Origin of the sequence: Shewanella sp. SR43-8, assembly GCF_014163775.1 — a bacterium.
GTDB lineage: Bacteria > Pseudomonadota > Gammaproteobacteria > Enterobacterales > Shewanellaceae > Shewanella > Shewanella vesiculosa.
The window spans coordinates 335,136-353,739 of record NZ_JACJDX010000001.1 but is presented as its reverse complement, the minus strand read 5'-3'; the positions used below and the strand labels follow the sequence as shown (position 1 = coordinate 353,739).

Annotated in this window: 11 protein-coding genes; 7 read left to right on the top strand and 4 right to left on the bottom strand. The window is 42.9% G+C overall.

The window, feature by feature from the left end:
* Positions 1-66: 66 nt before the first annotated feature.
* Positions 67-3,363, top strand: a complete 3,297-nt coding sequence (locus tag H5114_RS01500; RefSeq protein WP_182722018.1) for a S41 family peptidase — start codon at positions 67-69, stop codon at positions 3,361-3,363.
* Positions 3,364-3,454: 91 nt separating this feature from the next.
* Here the strand turns inward: H5114_RS01500 and H5114_RS01495 are convergent, their stop codons facing one another.
* Positions 3,455-3,892 carry an OsmC family protein gene (locus tag H5114_RS01495; RefSeq protein ID WP_124017558.1) on the bottom strand — a complete coding sequence of 146 codons (438 nt, stop codon included), beginning with the start codon at positions 3,890-3,892 and terminating at the stop codon, positions 3,455-3,457.
* A gap of 457 nt (positions 3,893-4,349) precedes the next feature.
* Between H5114_RS01495 and H5114_RS01490 the strand changes: the two genes are divergently transcribed.
* Both H5114_RS01490 and pulA read left to right on the top strand, forming a co-directional pair.
* Positions 4,350-7,340: a TonB-dependent receptor gene (locus H5114_RS01490; RefSeq protein ID WP_182722017.1), complete on the top strand. Its 2,991-nt coding sequence runs from the start codon at positions 4,350-4,352 to the stop codon at positions 7,338-7,340.
* Positions 7,341-7,625: 285 nt separating this feature from the next.
* Complete coding sequence (pulA, locus tag H5114_RS01485; RefSeq protein ID WP_182722016.1) at positions 7,626-11,963, top strand: pullulanase-type alpha-1,6-glucosidase; 4,338 nt, start codon at positions 7,626-7,628, stop codon at positions 11,961-11,963.
* 68 nt (positions 11,964-12,031) lie between these two features.
* On the opposite strand, the gene H5114_RS01480 is transcribed toward pulA, so the two are convergent.
* Positions 12,032-12,682, bottom strand: a complete 651-nt coding sequence (locus H5114_RS01480; protein WP_182722015.1) for a DsbA family oxidoreductase — start codon at positions 12,680-12,682, stop codon at positions 12,032-12,034.
* A gap of 425 nt (positions 12,683-13,107) precedes the next feature.
* Here H5114_RS01480 and hpf point away from each other — a divergent pair, with 425 nt between their 5' ends.
* Positions 13,108-13,464, top strand: coding sequence for a ribosome hibernation-promoting factor, HPF/YfiA family (hpf, locus tag H5114_RS01475; protein WP_011636558.1), 357 nt, complete (start codon positions 13,108-13,110; stop codon positions 13,462-13,464).
* 171 nt (positions 13,465-13,635) lie between these two features.
* Here hpf and H5114_RS01470 read toward each other — a convergent pair whose 3' ends face one another.
* Entirely contained in the window at positions 13,636-14,358 is a 723-nt protein-coding gene (locus tag H5114_RS01470) for a YebC/PmpR family DNA-binding transcriptional regulator (protein WP_124017554.1), read from the bottom strand.
* A 401-nt stretch (positions 14,359-14,759) separates the two neighbouring features.
* On the opposite strand from H5114_RS01470, the gene H5114_RS01465 reads away from it, so the two are divergent.
* Positions 14,760-15,005: a TIGR02922 family protein gene (locus H5114_RS01465; RefSeq protein WP_182697920.1), complete on the top strand. Its 246-nt coding sequence runs from the start codon at positions 14,760-14,762 to the stop codon at positions 15,003-15,005.
* A gap of 89 nt (positions 15,006-15,094) precedes the next feature.
* Here H5114_RS01465 and H5114_RS01460 read toward each other — a convergent pair whose 3' ends face one another.
* Complete coding sequence (locus H5114_RS01460; protein ID WP_124017552.1) at positions 15,095-15,691, bottom strand: TetR/AcrR family transcriptional regulator; 597 nt, start codon at positions 15,689-15,691, stop codon at positions 15,095-15,097.
* Positions 15,692-15,836: 145 nt separating this feature from the next.
* Here H5114_RS01460 and H5114_RS01455 point away from each other — a divergent pair, with 145 nt between their 5' ends.
* Both H5114_RS01455 and H5114_RS01450 read left to right on the top strand, forming a co-directional pair.
* Positions 15,837-16,880: an alkene reductase gene (locus H5114_RS01455; RefSeq protein WP_182722014.1), complete on the top strand. Its 1,044-nt coding sequence runs from the start codon at positions 15,837-15,839 to the stop codon at positions 16,878-16,880.
* 247 nt (positions 16,881-17,127) lie between these two features.
* Complete coding sequence (locus H5114_RS01450) at positions 17,128-18,450, top strand: leucine-rich repeat-containing protein kinase family protein (protein ID WP_259395214.1); 1,323 nt, start codon at positions 17,128-17,130, stop codon at positions 18,448-18,450.
* Positions 18,451-18,604 lie beyond the last annotated feature (154 nt).

Below are 18,604 nucleotides of genomic sequence, written 5' to 3'. Positions count from 1 at the left end.
AACTCTGCTAACGTGAAGCGATAAATAAAAACAGTCTATTAGACTTAATAAAGGAAGCTCCTCACCATGAAACTTCGCCGCTCTGTTGCGCATTGTATGCTGGCTTTAGGTACTTTAGCGTGTTCATCAATGATATTCGCCAATGCCTCTAATCAAGGTTATTACCGCGCTCCTGCATTACACGATCAAACCTTAGTGTTTACTGCAGAAGGCGATCTTTGGACTACTGAACTCAGTCAAAACCAGAACCAAACTAAAGCCAGTCGCTTAACCAGTTTGGCGGCAGAAGAGTTGGACGCAACAATTTCTAAAGATGGTAAATGGGTGGCGTATACGGCCAATTATGAAGGCGCAACCGAAGTGTATGTGATGCCTATTGAAGGCGGCGTAGCTAAACGCGTCAGCTTTGAAAACAGCCGAGTGCGATTACAAGGCTGGACCGCATCTGGCGAAGTATTGTATTCCACCGATAACGCCTTTGGCCCAGCTAACTTTTGGGTGCTTAAAACCGTTGACCCACAAACCTTAACCATTACTGATTTACCGTTAGCTGACGCCGTTGAAGGCACCATAGATGATAAAGGCGAGTATGTGTACTTTACCCAATTTGGTCTGCAAGTCAGTGGCGATAATGTCAAAGTATATCGCGGCGGCGCTAAAGGTGAGATTTGGCGTTATAAGCTAGGCAGTAAACAAGAAGCCCAGCAGTTAACCGCAACCCATGACGGCTCAGTTAAACAGCCGATGCTATATAATGGTCGAGTTTATTTTGTTAGTGATCAGTCCGGTAATGACAATATTTGGTCAATGACAGTCGATGGCAAAGATTTTATACAGCACACCAAATATACCGACTGGCAAGTGCGTGATGCCCAACTTAATAATGGTCGTATTGTATTTCAGCAGGGCGCCGACATTAAGTTACTCAACTTAGCGAATTTTACTGAGTCAACATTAGACATCGAGCTTACCAGCGACTTTACTCATCGCCGCGAGCAGTGGGTTAACGACCCAATGGATTATGCCACCTCGACAGTGTTTTCGCATCAAGGCGATAACGTGGTCATTACCGCCCGCAGCCATGTGGCAATTGCCAGTAACGATGGTCGCCGTTTAGTGCAAATAGACTCTCCTGCCGATAGCCGAGTACGCGATGCACTATTAAGCGATGATGGCAAATGGGTTTATGGCATTAGCGATGCATCTGGTGAGCAAGAAATTTGGCAATATCCAGCCGACGGTTCAGCTGGCGCGAAACAGCTCACCAAAGATGGCAGCACCTTACGCACCAGCTTGTTGTTATCGCCAAATGGCCGTTATTTAGTGCATGATGATTACATGGGCAATGTGTGGTTATACGATTTAAGCCGCAACAATAACCAAAAAATTATTCAAAACGGCGAGGGGTTAGGCCCTTATCAAGATATTACCTGGTCTGGCGACAGTCAGTTTATTGCCCTAACCAAGGCAGAAATTGGCAAACAGCGTCCGCAAATTGTGTTGTATTCCATTAACGAATCAAAAGCACAAACCTTGACCTCAGACAAATACGAGTCGTTTTCACCCAGTTTTAGTCACGACGGTAAATGGTTGTATTTCTTGTCTAATCGCGAATTTAAAGCCACCCCAGACTCGCCTTGGGGTGACCGTAACATGGGGCCGATATTTGACAAACGCACGCAAGTGTTTGCCTTAGCATTAGATGCTAAAGCGTCGTTTCCGTTTACCAAACCAACCGAGCTTACTATTATCAAAGACGCTAAAAAAGCCGACAGTAAAGACCAGGATACCCCAGCAAAAGTCAAAGTAGAGTGGGACGGATTAAACCAACGCTTATGGCAAGTGCCAGTAGATGCTGGTAACTACAATAGTTTAATCGCAACTAAAGATAAGCTGTATTTATTGGATGGCAGCCAAGATAAAAGTGAGTTAAAACTGATTAAGTTTGATCCGCTCAATATTAAGGTTGATACCTTTAGCGAAGATGTCGGCCAATATTCGTTATCAAAAGATGGCAGTAAAATTATGCTGCGCAAACAGTCTGACCCTAAAAACCTTTTGATTGTTGATGCCGGAGACAAACTGCCCAGCGATGTATCACGCGCCAAAGTCAGTACTGACCAATGGCAGTTAAGCATTTCGCCACCACAAGAATGGCAGCAAATTTTTGAAGATGCATGGTTAATGCATCGTGATTCGTTTTTTGACCCGAAAATGCGTGGTGTGGATTGGCAAGCAGCCAAAGCCAAGTATCAGCCTTTGGTTGATAGGCTGACCGATCGTAATGAGCTGAATGACATTTTCATGCAAATGATGGGTGAACTTAACTCATTACATTCACAGGTGCGTGGTGGTGATATTGCTCAAGACGCCGATGCCGCCAAAGCTGCTGCATTAGGGGCTAGGCTGACACAAACCGACAAAGGTGTCGTGATAAGCCATATTTATCAAACCGACCCTGAGTTGCCATTGTCGGCATCACCCCTAGCACGAATTGAAGTGGACGCTCAAGAAGGTGATGTGATTGCTAGCCTCAATGGCAAGAAAGTCACTAATATTGCTGATGTAACGCAATTACTGCGTAATCAAGGTAATAAGCAAGTGTTACTGGGTTTAGTTCGTGGGAAAACAGCTCTCAATACCATAGTAACGCCCCATGATATTGGTACCGATGCCAAGCTACGTTACCTTGATTGGGTTGAGCATAACGGTGACAAAGTGGCCAAAGCCTCTAAAGGTAACATTGGTTATTTGCACTTGTATGCCATGGGCAGCGGTGATGTTGAAAGCTTTGCTCGCGAGTTTTATACCAACTACGACAAAGAGGGGTTAATCATTGATGTTCGCCGCAATCGTGGTGGTAATATCGACAGCTGGATTATCGAAAAACTGTTACGTCGTGCGTGGGCATTTTGGCAGCCAACCCATGGCAGCACGAATGCAAACATGCAGCAAACTTTCAGAGGCCACTTAGTCGTATTAGCCGATCAAATGACCTATTCAGATGGTGAGACTTTTTCTGCGGGAATTAGAGCGCTAAACATTGCGCCTATTATTGGTAAACAAACTGCAGGCGCTGGAGTGTGGTTATCGGGTCGAAATTCTGTGACCGACAAAGGCATGGCGCGGGTAGCAGAATACCCACAATATGCCATCGATGGTCGTTGGATTGTTGAAGGTCATGGGGTTGAACCAGACATTGAAGTGGATAATTTACCTTATGCCACTTTTAGCGGTAAAGATGCACAACTTGAAGCAGCGATCAGTTATTTAAAAGATGAACTAGTACAGCAACCTATAAAGCCATTGAGCGGATTACCTATACCTAAAACAGGTTATGCGGCAGACATTAAAACCAAGTAACCTCACATTGGTTTAAGTAAAACAGTAAAAAATAACCCTCTCACGCATAATGCTGAGAGGGTTATTATTATTGATTTATCACAACAAATACTTAGTGTTTTATTTCAACTTCGCATGCTAATGAGTTAGCAATAAAGCAATTTGCATGGGCTTTTTCATGTATTTTAGCTAACGTTTCTTCGTCAACGTCAACCCCTTGTGCAAATGTCACTTTTGGCGCTAATGTCATTTTAACCACGGCCACTTTGCCCGCTTCATTTTTGCCTAAATCAGCAGTGGCATTATCAACATAACTGGCCACAGGCAGCCGCTTTAAATGGGCAATCGCTAAAAAGGTCAACATATGGCATGAAGACAAAGCCGCGAGCAAACTTTCTTCTGGATTCACTTTATCCGCATTGCCTTTGTATTCTGGCGCAGATGACGCTTGAATGCTTTGCCCTGTGCCAAACTTAACCTCATGATCGCGATTAAATTCACCTTCTTCACTAGGTGAAGACTGCCAATTTACCGTTAATTTAAAGCCCATTTTGTACTCCCCAAACCCCATTAAAGTGGTATTTATAACAACTTAATATAGCGTGTATTACCGCTGAACAGCGGGTACTTACCAAACGGTAACACATCTGTATTGATTCAACACCAAGCGTACCCCAATGTCCATTAATTTGATCTGAATAGTCAAATTGAAACACCCACCTAATGTAACTAAATCGTGGTAATCAATGTTGCGAAACCGCTATGCATCAAAGTGAATCAGATAACTTTAAAATCAGTTGCTTACATGGTTAACATGACTATTTGGTTATGTGTTTTAAAACAAGGTTATGTTATCAGTTTGTAATGAATACGTATGCATTGTGTTGTGTGTTATTCAAGCTAATGCCTAGTATATCGGAATAATAAATGTCCAATATTTAGATTTGTCTGCGCGAGATAACTGAGTATTGGGTCACTAATAAGTCGATATGGTGAGGGAAAAACCAATGCTCAAAAGCAAACCCAGTTTATTGTCATTAGCCTTAGTGGCAGCAGGTGTGAGCGTGATGTTCATGCCTCATATTGCAATGGCTAATGATGATGTTAATCCGCTTGAACAGCCAAGTGCCGCTAAACAAAGTATTGAAGTCAATAAGCCTGCGACGACGGCCGATGACGCTAATGCAAGTGAGCTTGTCGCCACCAACGCTGTAGTCAGTCTTGCAGCAAGTGACGAGCCGATTGAACGTATTGCGGTCAAAGGTTACAGCCGCAGTCTCATTGATTCACTTAACTCAAAACGGTTTAGTGACACAGTGTCAGAGCAGTTGTCGGCAGATGATTTGGGGGCATTGCCTGATGTATCAATGGCAGATGCATTAACACGTTTACCGGGGATTTCTGCAGTACGTACTGGTGGGCAGGCGGCAGAAATTAACATTCGCGGCATGTCTGGTGGGTTTGTATTTTCGACCTTAAATGGCCGCGAGCAGGTATCAACCAGCGGTTCGCGCAGTATTGAGTTTGATCAATATCCCTCTGAGTTGATTAGCTCAGCAGCGGTTTATAAATCGCCTAAAGCATCGCTTATAGAAGGTGGCGTTGCAGGTACGGTTGAGTTACAAACCATCAGCCCACTAAGTATCGATAAAGATTATAGCTTTGTTATTAATGCTCGGGGTATGCATAACGATCGTGCCAGTGAAGTGTTTGGCGCAGAAGAATATGGCAGCCGTTTAAGCTTTTCTTACCAAGGTAAGTTTTTAGAAGATACCTTAGGTATTGCAGTCGGTTATGCCCGCCTAGAACAGCCCAGTGTTGCCACCCAATTTATTGGCCTAGCGTACAACGACTCAAAAGAGCTAGATGGTGTGGCAAATGACACTAACGGCCCAGTTGATAATCCAGACTTTGAATACATTAGCGAAGGGTTTGAAATGCAGCATTTAGGTGGCGTTGAAACTCGCAATGGTTACATGGGCGCAATTGAGTGGGCACCCGTTGATAACTTTGTGGTTAAAGCCGATGTATTTATGTCTCGTTTTGACAGCGAATCATTTGCACGAGGATTTCGAGCAAAATTGGGTGGTCGCAATGCCAGTGTCGCCAACCCTGTATATGATGGCAACAGCGTGATTGGTGGTACGTTTAATCGCACCTCCAAAAGCTACACTCGAGTTGAAATTGTTAACGATGACAACCAAGATTTTGATGAAGTAAACAGTTTTGGTGTCAATGCGGATTGGCAAGTTACCGATAAGCTCAATGTCAATCTTGATGTGTCGTTGTCGTCAGCCAAAAGTGACTTCCGTAATGGGTTATTGTGGTCAAATGTGGCCGTCGATGCCAATGCCGACACACCGATATTCGATGAAAATGTGTCAATTAGTTACTTGCTCAATGGTCTAGATTTACCCGACATTGGTTTTAATCAAGCGGAGGCTTTTTCTGATGTAGACCGAGTGATGGTCAGCAAATACGGTATTTATCCTTTTGTGAATGAGGATGAAATGAAAGCCTATCGAGTCGATTTTAAATACGATTTAGAAACCGACATTATATCCAGTGTAGAATTTGGTGCCCGTTATTCAGATCGTACTTACTCTAATAATCGTTCGGTATTTGAATACGGTAACGACGGTGCTTTTTCAAAGTCTGAGCCACCGCTTAAACTGACCGAAGACATGACCACAGTTGTCGATTGGCAAGGTGATTTTAGCTACTTTCCTTCTTACTTAGCGATTGATTTGGACGCAGCATTAAATGCTTGGTTCCCTGATGGTATTCCACAACCGGTACAAACTTGGGGTAATGCTGACGGGGTTGTTGATCCTCAAGGCTATACCACTAACTACTCTTGGACTGTTTTGCAAAGTGGTGAAGTGTATGAAAAAGTGATATCTGCCTATGTGATGGCCAATATCAATACTGAAATTGGCGGCATGCCAGTGACCGGTAATATTGGTGTGCGCATGGTTGATACCGATCAATCTGCCACTATGCTACAAAACGTTGATGGCGATATTAACCTCGGTGCGCAAAATATTACTGACAGTATTGGCATTATCAACCAAAACTATGTGTCGACGGTTCAAGGTATTAGCTACACCGATTACCTACCATCGATTAACTTAAATTTTAAAATCACCGATGACTCTCAAATCCGCGTCGCGGCTGCCAAAGTCATGTCACGCCCGCCAATTAACCGCTTAGCGGGCGATATCAGTGCGTCGGTATCAGACGATGGCAAGATTAATGGTTCGAGCACTAATAACCCATTTTTAATGCCATTTTATGCCGATCAATATGACCTTTCTTACGAGTACTATTTTGATGAAGGCGCCTTTGTTGCGGCGGTATTCTACAAAAATATAGACTCATTTATCGACACTATTGCCATTGAAAACTTCGATTTTCAAGCGAATGGTTTTAACGTGCCAGATTACATTGTCGATGAGATCAGTGGTGAACAAATTGCCACCACTAACGGTACCTATACCACCGCCGTTAATAATGCCAAAGGCGGTTATATTCGCGGCTTAGAACTGGCTTATACCCAAGTGTTTGCCTCACTTCCTGATGCATGGTCCGGCTTAGGCTTTAATGCCAGCTATTCGTATACCGAATCAGAAGTGCAGTCTATTACTAGTCTTGGTGGCGACACCACAACTCAAGACCTACCGGGCTTGTCTAACAACGTGGTCAGTGCAACCTTGTTTTATTCCTATGAAGGGTTTGAAACTCGTGTCAGTGCGCGTTTTCGCGACGAATTTGTGTCTGAGCAAGTGGCCATTAATGAGCAAGTGGTGAACTTTGACGCAGAAACCGTGATCGACTATCAAGCATCGTACCAAGTGAATGACGGCTTAGGCCTGCTGTTTCAAGTCAATAACCTCACCGATGAACCGACTAAAAGTTATTTCGGTAACCAAAATAAAACCGGCACTTTACAGTACTTTGGCCGCGAATTTTATTTGGGGTTCACTTATGCCATGTAACCAACAAGCGGGTTTATTGCTTAATCTGAACTCGGGATGAAGTGTGTATTTATAACGATAATAACCAAAACCTTAACTAGATTTCACTGTCAAACTTGTCATTTGTTTAACTTACAAGGCGAATTAACGCGTCAATAGCGAGCCTATGGCAAATTAATTCAACGTAGTTAGCAAGACAAAGGGCTGTTTGAAAGGCGTTTATTATCTCGAGTTCAGGTTACTTATAAAAACAAATAAAAATTATCCGATTGCCAATGGGCAACATGCGATAGGGAGAAGTCAGTCATGATGACTAAATCAATAATGTCGACGATCAGTGTATTTGCGCTAAGTATGGCCACACTGATGGGGTGTGGTGGTGATTCGTCAGCACCAGGGGAAGTATTATTAACTTGTAATGTACCCAATGTGCCTAATGCCGCGGGAACTGAATGTGTGGCGCCGCCGCCACTAAGCTGCCCAGCACCTAAATTTCCAGATGCTAAAAATGAGAGTTGTATCGTTGGCTACAATTCTGAACTACCTATGCCTGTTGTGTTGGCAGGGCCAAATCAGGCTGTGTTGTATTACAACCGTATTAAAGACAAAGACAACAGCAGCAGTAATCCAAATTATCCCGGTTATAAACTCCACACTTGGAATAACGACACCTGTGATGCCTATGCGCCTCCATATGACTCAAGCGACTGGGCCAATGGTCATTCGTTCGATGGTATCGATCCCAACTATGGTGCTTATTGGCTAATTAACCTAAAAGACGGCTATAGCGACTGCGGTAACTTTATTATCCATGTTGGGACCGAAGGTTCGGGTAAAGCGCTGGGTGACACTGACTTAACCATGAACCTAAAAGCCTATGAAGATGATAGTGCGCCAGAAGCACAGTTTAATCGGGCTAACTTCACTATTCATGGTGAAGGAGATGTGTATGATTATCCTATTTTAGACGTTGGGTTTTCTATTGACGGTGCCAGTGCGCATTGGTTAGATCAAAACACTTTTGTATGGAATGAGCCTGCCGACGGCGTGGCGAAGTTTGTCTTACATCACTCAGCCACTGCGGGTATTGAGGTCGATAACGACGGTAATATCAATGGGGCGCAGCTAGAGTTAATTGAAACTGAACTCAGTGATGCACAAAAAGTATTAGTGCCACATTTAGCAAGTTGGCCAGCCTACCAAGCTAGCTTTACTGCCGATGAAGCGAAAGCCATGGCCAAAGAGCAGCTGGTGCTGGTGGCTTACGATAGTGATAACAAACCCATAGCAGCAACAAATGTGCAGGTCGCTAAAGTGCTCGATGACTTGTATACCAAAGGTGATAATGACGCCGACGAGGCTAATTTAGGTGTGATTTATGACGGCAGCAACATTAGCGCCAACGTATGGGCACCAACGGCAATATCCGTTAATGTAAAGATTTTTGACAGCGCTAAAAAACTCACTAAAACCCACGCAATGACCTTAAATGCAGCAAGCGGTATTTGGTCCTTTAGCGGTGACATGAGCTTAGACCGCCAATACTATCGCTATGAGCTGAAGGTATATCACCCCATTTCGAAGAAAATAGAAACCCTAGAAACCACCGACCCTTACTCATTAAATGTGTCTACTAATGGCCGTTATAGTCAGTTTATTCATTTAAGCGATGCTGATCTCAAGCCCGCTGGGTGGGACGGTCATACGGTAATGACTGTTGAAAATCCTGAAGATATCGTGATATACGAAGGCCATGTGCGTGACTTCAGTGCTCGGGATGAAAGCACTTCTGCAGCGAACCGTGGTAAGTACCTAGCATTTACCGAGACGGGGAGTGCGCCAGTTGAGCATTTACGTCAATTGGCTGAAACAGGGGTAACACATTTTCATGTGCTACCAACAACGGATATTGCCACTATCGATGAAGATGTCACAAAACGCATTGAAATCACCGATACACTCGGCAAATTGTGCACCCAAATTAGCGATACAGCTAACGCCTGTAAAACTCAAGATAAAGCCGCGACAATCGCATCTATTTTAGCTGACTTCTTACCTGGTTCTGCAGACGCACAAGATTTAGTCGGCGCGCTACGCAGTTATGACGGTTTTAACTGGGGTTACGATCCGCATCACTTTATTGCACCAGAAGGCAGTTATGCCTCAAGCCCAGAGGGTATTGCACGAGTTAAAGAACTGCGCGCCATGAACCAAGCGCTGCATGAACTTGGCTTACGTGTGGTACTCGATGTGGTCTATAACCATACTAGCGCATCGGGCCTATGGGATAACTCAGTATTTGATAAGCTTGTACCGGGTTACTACCACAGATATAACGAAATCAGCGGTAAAATAGAAACCTCTACCTGTTGCGATAATACTGCTACCGAGCACCGTATGATGGATAAGTTTGTCACCGACTCTCTGGTGATTTTAGCTAAAGAGTACGGTTACGACGGCTTCCGTTTTGATGTGATGGGGCACATGCCTAAAAGCAGTATTTTAGCCGCGCGTGATGCTGTGCAAGCGGTTGATCCTGATAACTATTTCTATGGCGAAGGTTGGAACTTTGGTGAGGTTGCCGACAATCGCTTATTTGAGCAAGCTGTACAAGCGAATATGGCGGGTTCTGAAGTAGGAACGTTTAACGATCGTATCCGTGAAGCTGTGCGCGGTGGGGCATTATTTGCTACAGACAAAAAAGATGATTACTTACGTGATCAAGACACCTTACGTTTATCCATGGCAGGTAACTTACAAAACTACGTGTTAAAAGACTTTAACGGTAACTCAGCTAAAGGCAGTAGCTTTAGCTGGAACAGCCAGCCAACAGCTTACGCGTTAGACCCTGCCGACAGCATTAACTATGTGTCCAAGCACGACAACGAAACATTATGGGATATTTTACAATACAAACATGATGTTGGTTTATCACTTGAACACCGCGTTCGGGTACAAAACATTGCCGCAACCATTCCATTAATGAGCCAAGGTATCCCCTTTTTACAAATGGGTGGCGACATGTTGCGCTCTAAATCGATGGACCGTAACACCTATGATGCCGGCGATTGGTTTAACTGGGTCGACTTTACCAAAAACAGCAATAATTGGAATGTTGGTTTACCGTTAGCACAAGATAACGAGACTAAGTGGAGTGTGATTAGTGGGATTTCGGCTAACCCCAATGCTGCTGCATCTATGTCTGAAATCGATTTTGCATCATCGGTATTCAACGAGTTCTTGGCCATCCGTCACCAAAGTAAATTGTTCCGTTTAACCACAGCGCAAGACATTATCAACCGAGTGGGCTTTCATAATATCGGTAAAAACCAAAAGCAGGGCGTGATTGTGATGAGCATTGACGACGGTGCAGGCTTAACCGATATCGATCCAAGCGTTGATGCCATTGTGGTGATGGTTAATGGTAGTGCCCAAGAGCAAACTCAGACCATTGCCACCGCTAGCGGTTTTAGCTTGCATGCAAAGCAGCAAGTGTCGATAGACAACGAGGTGCAAAACGCTAGCTTTACTCAAGGAGATGGTGAAGGCACATTTACCGTACCCGCTTACACCACTGCTGTGTTTGTTAAAGTACAAGGCGAAATGCAAGGCGAGGGCTTAACAGCCAATGCGACAGCAGGCGCACCAGATGTCGTCCCTTTTGGCAGTACAGATGTATTTGTGCGTGGCGATATGAATGGCTGGGGTGAGGTTGATAAGCTCACTTATGTCGGTAATGGCGAATACCGTATTGCGATTACCTTAACTGCAAATAGTTATAATTTTAAACTGGCATCAGCAGATTGGAACACAGTTGATTTTGGTGCAATTTCTAGTGATGTGGCCGTTGTTGATGAAAACGTGGCTGAATTGCTTGCTGCCAAAGGAGCTAACATGACCTTTACAGCATCACGTGACGCAACCTACGTGTTCTCATTAAATGCGGCAGATAAGCAGAACCCTGTGTTATCGGTATATAACCAAGAGCCTTTTGCAGACACCCCAGTATATTTACGTGGTGACATGAATGGCTGGTCTACCGATAATGAAATGGTCTATTTAGGTGGCAGTATATATCGTGCTGAAGTTATGGTTACCGCTGGAATCAAAGGCTTTAAAATGGCCTCTAGCGACTGGGATAGTGTCGATTATGGTAGCTTAGATGCAGATGGCACAGTGCAGCTGAGTATTGGCAAGGCACTGGCTGTAAAAGGTGGCAATTTAAGCATCAATATTGAAACAGATGCGATGTACAGTTTTACCTTTGATATGAGTAATCGCAATGCCCCTATTTTGACCATCGACAAAACAGACATGTTTGTCGGTAATACCGTTTACATTCGAGGTGGCATGAATGGCTGGGGCGAAGTAGATGCATTGGCCTATCAGGGATCATCTATTTACCAAGTCGATATTGTGTTAGCCGCCAGCGATAATGAATTTAAAATCGCGACAGCAGATTGGTCGACAATTGATTTTGGTGCCATAGCAGGCGATGACGCTGTTAGTGAAGGTTTGTTGAAAACCTTAGCGAAAAAAGGCGCAAACATGCACTTTAATGCCACAAGCGCCGGTACCTATCGCTTTACGGTAACAGGTCCAAGCTCTGAGTCACCCACTTTATTAGTGACAAAGTTGAACTAGGTTTAGTGATTACCCAGTAAACACAAAACCCAGCGCAAGCTGGGTTTTATTTGTTTAATTAAAACGGTTTAAGCGTCTTCTGTCGTCAGTTTACTAATTAATTCAGCAATAGTGTCGGGATCTTGTGCGCCAGAGATTAAATATTGTTGATTAAACACAATGGCGGGGACAGCTTGGATCCCGCGACTGATCCACAGTTGTTCTTCCTCTTTTACCGCTGTTTCAAAGCGTTTGTCTGTGAGCACTGCTCTTGCCTCATCAGCATCTAAGCCTACCTTTGTGGCTGCTTCAATGAGAACTTCAATGTCATCTGGGTTTTTCTGATCAGTAAAGTAGCTGCTGAACAACGCCAGTTTCAATTCAGTTTGCTTGCCAGACTCCGCCGCCCAATAAAGTAGCTGGTGGGCCTGTAGCGTGTTGTAAATTCGCGATGCGTCAGAAAAGTTAAACTCAAAGCCTAAATCGGCACCCATTTGGGTTAATCGTTGACGATTTTGTGTACTTTGTTCCGGTGTTGAGCCGTATTTCTCGGCAATATGTTCACCTAAGTGTTGCCCTTCAGGCCCCATTGCGGGGTTTAGCTCAAACGGATGCCACTGCAATTTAACCTCTAAATCGTCAAATTGACTCAATGCTTGTTCAAGTCGGCGATAACCAACAATGCACCACGGGCACATTACGTCAGAAATAATATCGATTTGCAGTTGATTCGTTGCCATAGGGATCCTTTATAAAAAATTAATTCGACTTCATTTACTAAAGTCTAAACAGATAAAAAATGTATAGTTGCTTACAAAGTAACTGCTTTTAGTGGTTATTTGTTTGGTTTGTAATCACTTGTGAGAACAAGCCAAAAGTTGCAACCTTTGTGACATTATTGTGTCTATACTTAATCAGTAATCTGATGTTTAATCAATGTAGGGGTTAGGTCAATTTGATATACCCCATGCACGTTTATTAATGGCACAGTGATAAAGTACGCAAGGAGATATAAAACACATTATAGACTTGAGTACTTGTGACGCAAAGCACATGCCCTATGTCTAAATATGTCAGTCTGCATTTGTGCAACACCATTATTTATGTCAGCATGCAGTTGTGACACGCGATAAATTTGGCAAGTAAATTCTTTTAAGGACAATCTATGAAAATAAATCTTTCTGGTCACCATGTTGATGTTACAGACACTGTCAAACAACACGTAGATGAAAAATTCGCTAAAATAGCTAGCCATTTCCCCACGCTTATCTCGCTAGATATCATCATTGCTAAAGAGCATGGTGAATATGATGTTGAAATTAGAACTAACTATGAAGGAACTCGCATTGCTGCTAAAGGTACTGATTTAGTCATGTATCCCGCTATAACAAGCGCTGCTAAAAAACTCGATGCGGCACTAAAGCATCGTAAAGGTCAATTGAAAGCAGATTTACATGAAAAACCAGATGTAACTGCACCAGAAATTGCTTACGAAAAAGTTCAAGAAATGGACTTACGTTAAGTACATTCGTTGATTAAACGACATTAAAAAACGCAGCCTAAGCTGCGTTTTTTAGTTTGGTCTGCTCAAAACACTAATGCTTCAAAACACTAATGCTAGGGAAGATGACGTTTGGATCGCGGCTAAGTCATCTAGTTCCTAGACTTGTAGCGTTTCTCGTTTCAGCGAGTTTTATTCTTCGTTAATCTCAGCGTTGTGATAAACGTTTTGTACGTCGTCACAATCATCAAGAGCGGCTAAGAATTTTTCAAAACTTTCAATGTCTTCGCCAGTAAGTTCTGTCATGGTTTGTGGCACAAATGCTAAATTTTCTACCTTAAAATCAATCTCTGGAAAGGCTTCAGTTAACACAGTGCGGGCATTGTTAAACTCTGACACTGGCGCAAATACGCTGATGATGCCATCTTCAAGCTCTACATCGGCAACGTCGACGTCAGCCATCATAAGCAGTTCTAAAATAGCTTCATCGTCATCACCATCAAATACAAATACTGCTTGATGTTCGAACATATGGCCAACAGTACCAGGGCTACCTAACTTGGCATCATTTTTAACAAATGCTTGGCGAACCTGAGTAAAAGTACGGTTACCGTTGTCTGTTAAGCAATCAACAATCACCATACAACCGCCAGGTCCAAAACCTTCATAGCGGGCGGTATCATAATCTTCACCACCACCGCCACGAGCTTTTTCAATGGCACGTTCAATAACGTGTGCCGGAACTTGATCTTTCTTTGCGCGGGCAATCAAGCTACGAAGAGCTAGGTTACCATCTGGGTCAACGCCACCTTTAGCGCAAATGTAAATCTCTTTACCATAGCGTGAGTAAATTCGTGTCTTTTGGCCGGCGGTTTTCGCCATGGACTCTTTTTTATTTTGATATGCTCTGCCCATCTTAATCTCGTTTTTTAAATGTTTAAGGCTAAAAATTGTCATCGATTCTAACAGGAATAAGTTGTGCTGTTTAGGTGCAGGATCTAAATTTCACGTAAATAGGCTTGATAATACGATAAATATTATTAAATCCAGTATTCGCACCTCGTCTCATTAGTGAATAATTTTTATACTAACATCTCAAGCCTGTTAATTTTATGTATCAATTACTTTGAATCAATAATACAATTTAAACATAATTATCATTTAATGATAAAATACAATAATAAGTTGAAAGGTGTTTTTGTTGTCTAAAATCAATAGATTAAGTGTTTACCTTTTGATAAATAGATGAGTTGATGAGCTAGGTTATCAATATCATTTCTACCCTGAACCAGTATGCTGTAAATGAGAATGCGAATATGAAATCTGAATCTGCTGAAGGTCAAACATCAACTGCCACTGTGACTATTTTGTATTATGAAGCGCCTGTTGGTTTAGAAATGCATAATGCTGTCATGACCGATTTACATGTCAGCAACACAGGACGCGTAATGATCCCAGAATCATTTCGTCGAGGTAAGTCAATTATTGCGGTGTTAGAGGGTGAGTGCAAAATACTTAACTCGTTAGGTGAGCGTGTTTATTCACAGCGTGTATTGAGCTAAGCACTTATTGATTCTAAAACTAAAAAAGACACTATAATGTGTCTTTTTTAGGTTATTGCTATGAGGTTTGCTATTTAGCAATATGGGGATTAATCATTTGATTCACAGCGTAATAAATCATTTAATAGCTTATCTGCCAAAGGCTGTAATACTTGCATATTAGGTTCTGTATGAGCCACCGTTCTTAAACCGTATATTCCCATCACCAAATATTGCGCTAAAAACTGACTGTCGCTGTCTTGTGCGATTAACTTTTGTTTTTTTGCTGTATCAAATACTTGCGCTAACGACTGCTGCCACAGCTGCAAAAATTCACAGGCCATAAGTCTAATTTGCTCGTCTTGCTCGCCCATTTCACTGAGTGATTTGGTCAGTAAGCACGACTGGGTCGCATCGCAGCTTAAACATTCTTGTACGATTAGGGCTAAATATGCACCTAAGTTGTCTACCGCTGAATCATCATTGGCAAATAGCTGCTCAAATTGCTTACTGCGATCTTGTTGATATTGCTCAATTGCAGCAATAAATAAGCCTTTTTTATTATCAAAGGCACAGTAAATTGACCCCGGATGTAGTCCCGTTGCTTTGGTGAGATCTTGCATGCTGGTTTTAGCGAATCCATTCACTAAAAAGGTGCTCATAGCAGCACGTAAAACAGTTTCTCTATTAAATTCAGCGTGTCTCATATCTGGTCACTTCTGGTCAACAACAAAGCGTGATAACTCATCACACTTGAGTCTAACTAAATTTTACCGACTATTCAAAAAATACTTGAATGTCTATTCAAATACGATTAATCTTGAACGCATATTCAAGAATGGAGTTAACCACATGACGGCCAGTTTATTTACCCCTTACAAACTCAATGACACCTTAACACTATCAAACAAGATTTTAATGGCACCATTAACGCGTTGTATGGCGGATGATGACCTTGTGCCAACACTGAAGATGGTTGATTACTATGCTCGCCGAGCTGAAGCTGGTTTAATTATCAGTGAAGCGACAATTATACGCCCCGATGCTCAAGGCTACCCAAACACCCCTGGCTTATTTACTCCAGCTCAAATTGACGGTTGGCGTAAAGTGACCTATGCCGTGCATAAAAGTGGCGGTAAAATCTTTGCTCAACTTTGGCACACTGGCCGTGTCGCACACCCACATTTTTTCGATGGTGGTGATGTACTTTCTTCTTCTGCACAAGCGGTTGAAGGCACAGTGCCTAGAATGCGCGAACTCGTTTATCAAACACCAAAAGCGGCCACCTTAGATGATATTAAGCAGTTAGTGGTTGATTATGCTCAAGCAGCGGCAAATGCGATTGATGCTGGCTTTGACGGCGTTGAAATTCATGCAGCGAATGGCTATTTAATTGACCAATTTTTGCATCATGACAACAATCGCCGTGAAGACGAATACGGCCAAACTCCGGCAAACATGTCACGCTTTGCTTTAGAAGTTGTTGATGCTGTGGTTGCCACAATTGGCGCAGATCGCACAGCTATTCGAGTTTCTCCTGGTGCCTATTTTAATATGGCCGCCGATCCACGCGACCGTGATGTGTTTGACTATTTACTACCTGAGTTGGCTAAACGCAATTTAGCGTTTTTACATGGCGGTATTTTTGACGACTCAATGCAGTTTGATTACTTAGGCGGCAATATATCGACCTATTTGCGCAGTGTTTATACTGGCACCTTAGTGGGTGTCGGTAGCTATACCGCCGAAACGGGCAGTGCAGCCATAACCGACAACAAATTTGATTTGTTGGCAATTGGCCGTCCATTTATTGCCAATCCAGATTACGTGGCAAAAGTGCGTGATGGCGGCGAATTAGTGACATACGCTGACAGCATGTTAGCGGAACTGATTTAACGTTATTTGTTGTTTTAGGTTACTAATGTCAATGGAGGTTAGTAACCTAGTGTGTAGGAATCCATTTCTAAGCCGTACTTTATGTACTAGAAATGGCGCTAAAATTATCAACCCCAATTTGTGTTTTTTAGCCTCCGTTTTGACCACAGCTATTGCTGTGGTTTTTTTTGGTAAAAATTTAGCAGAAATTTGTCTCCGTGGATGCAGTCTATTACTATGGCGACAATTTTCGGCAAAGAGAAACATGATGCAGACACTGCAACAATTAAATGATGGTTTGTTACTGGGTTATCAACGGGTCAGTATCGCTGAACAACTTACGCAATTTCCTACAAAACTGTTTGAATTAGCCGATACCCTAGAAGTACTTGATCTTAGCAATAACCAGTTGTCGTCGTTGCCGGATAATCTTGCCGATTTACATCAACTTAAAATCTTGTTTGTGTCGAATAACCTATTTGAACATCTTCCAGCTGTATTAGGTCAGTGTCCAAAGCTCGAAATGATAGGTTTTAAAGCCAATCAAATTCGCACCGTACCGGAAGCATCCATTCCAAAACAAACCCGTTGGTTAATTTTAACCGATAACCAAATTGAGCAATTGCCAGACAGTTTAGGTCAATGTCATCGGCTCGAAAAGCTTGCGCTTGCGGGTAACCGATTAACAGCATTACCTAATAGCATGGCAAACTGCCATCAATTAGCCCTGATCCGATTATCGGCTAACCAGCTTACCGCTTTACCACATTGGTTATTTGAGTTACCTAACTTAGCCTGGTTAGCCTTTGCAGGTAACGCGTTCAGTCATGTTGAACATTGCGATAATACTCGCGTACCTGTAGTGCCATTAAGCCAGTTTACTTTAGGTCAGTTACTCGGGCAGGGCGCATCTGGACTGATTTACCAAGCTACTCACCATGCTGAACAATCGGATGAGGCAAGCTTTAGCTGCCAGACTGATGTTGCGATTAAGTTGTTTAAAGGCATGGTGACCAGCGATGGTTACCCAGCAGATGAACTTGATTGCTGCTTAACCGCCGGCGAACACCCAAATTTAATCAATGTCGTGGCACAAATTAATCAACCAGAGCAACTGGGTTTAGTGATGCAACTTATCCCGCCAAACTATAGCAATTTAGGTTTACCGCCGTCGTTGCAAACCTGTAGCCGCGACACCTTTGAAGCGCAAACCGTATTTACTTGGGCTCGCATAACTTATATTGCCAGCCAAATGGCTGATATTTTGGTTCATTTACATCAAAATGGGATTAGCCATGGCGATATTTATGCCCACAACATCATGATAAATACCCAAGATAGCGTATTGTTTGGTGACTTTGGCGCCGCCTCAAATTTAAAGCAGTTCACCCCACAGCATTTGCAATTAATGCAAGCGATTGAGGTGAGGGCATTTGGTTATTTGGTCGATGACATGCTAAACCTCATCGATAACCCAAACACACCACAAGCGACAATGTTGCGCCAGTTAGTGCAAGATTGCTTGCAGCATAGTTCATCAACAAGACCGAGTTTTAAAGCGTTGTTACCCCGTTTAGCGAGCATTGTGTAACAGATAAACACACTCGGGCTAAGGCATCATTAGGTTTAACCTAGTTGTTTCTTAACTCGGGTGAATGCCCCAAGCTAATGGCTCTAGCTAATAGTACGGCGAATAAAAAATCCAGAATATGGTCTTTAGCCACACACTGGATTATAATCAGATT

Bases quoted from the DNA above. Each gene is read 5' to 3' on its own strand.
- H5114_RS01500 (WP_182722018.1), top strand. From the start codon at position 67: ATGAAACTTCGCCGCTCTGTTGCGCATTGTATGCTGGCTTTAGGTACT.
- H5114_RS01495 (WP_124017558.1), bottom strand. From the start codon at position 3,892: ATGGGCTTTAAATTAACGGTAAATTGGCAGTCTTCACCTAGTGAAGAA.
- H5114_RS01490 (WP_182722017.1), top strand. From the start codon at position 4,350: ATGCTCAAAAGCAAACCCAGTTTATTGTCATTAGCCTTAGTGGCAGCA.
- pulA (WP_182722016.1), top strand. From the start codon at position 7,626: ATGATGACTAAATCAATAATGTCGACGATCAGTGTATTTGCGCTAAGT.
- H5114_RS01480 (WP_182722015.1), bottom strand. From the start codon at position 12,682: ATGGCAACGAATCAACTGCAAATCGATATTATTTCTGACGTAATGTGC.
- hpf (WP_011636558.1), top strand. From the start codon at position 13,108: ATGAAAATAAATCTTTCTGGTCACCATGTTGATGTTACAGACACTGTC.
- H5114_RS01470 (WP_124017554.1), bottom strand. From the start codon at position 14,358: ATGGGCAGAGCATATCAAAATAAAAAAGAGTCCATGGCGAAAACCGCC.
- H5114_RS01465 (WP_182697920.1), top strand. From the start codon at position 14,760: ATGAAATCTGAATCTGCTGAAGGTCAAACATCAACTGCCACTGTGACT.
- H5114_RS01460 (WP_124017552.1), bottom strand. From the start codon at position 15,691: ATGAGACACGCTGAATTTAATAGAGAAACTGTTTTACGTGCTGCTATG.
- H5114_RS01455 (WP_182722014.1), top strand. From the start codon at position 15,837: ATGACGGCCAGTTTATTTACCCCTTACAAACTCAATGACACCTTAACA.
- H5114_RS01450 (WP_259395214.1), top strand. From the start codon at position 17,128: ATGCAGACACTGCAACAATTAAATGATGGTTTGTTACTGGGTTATCAA.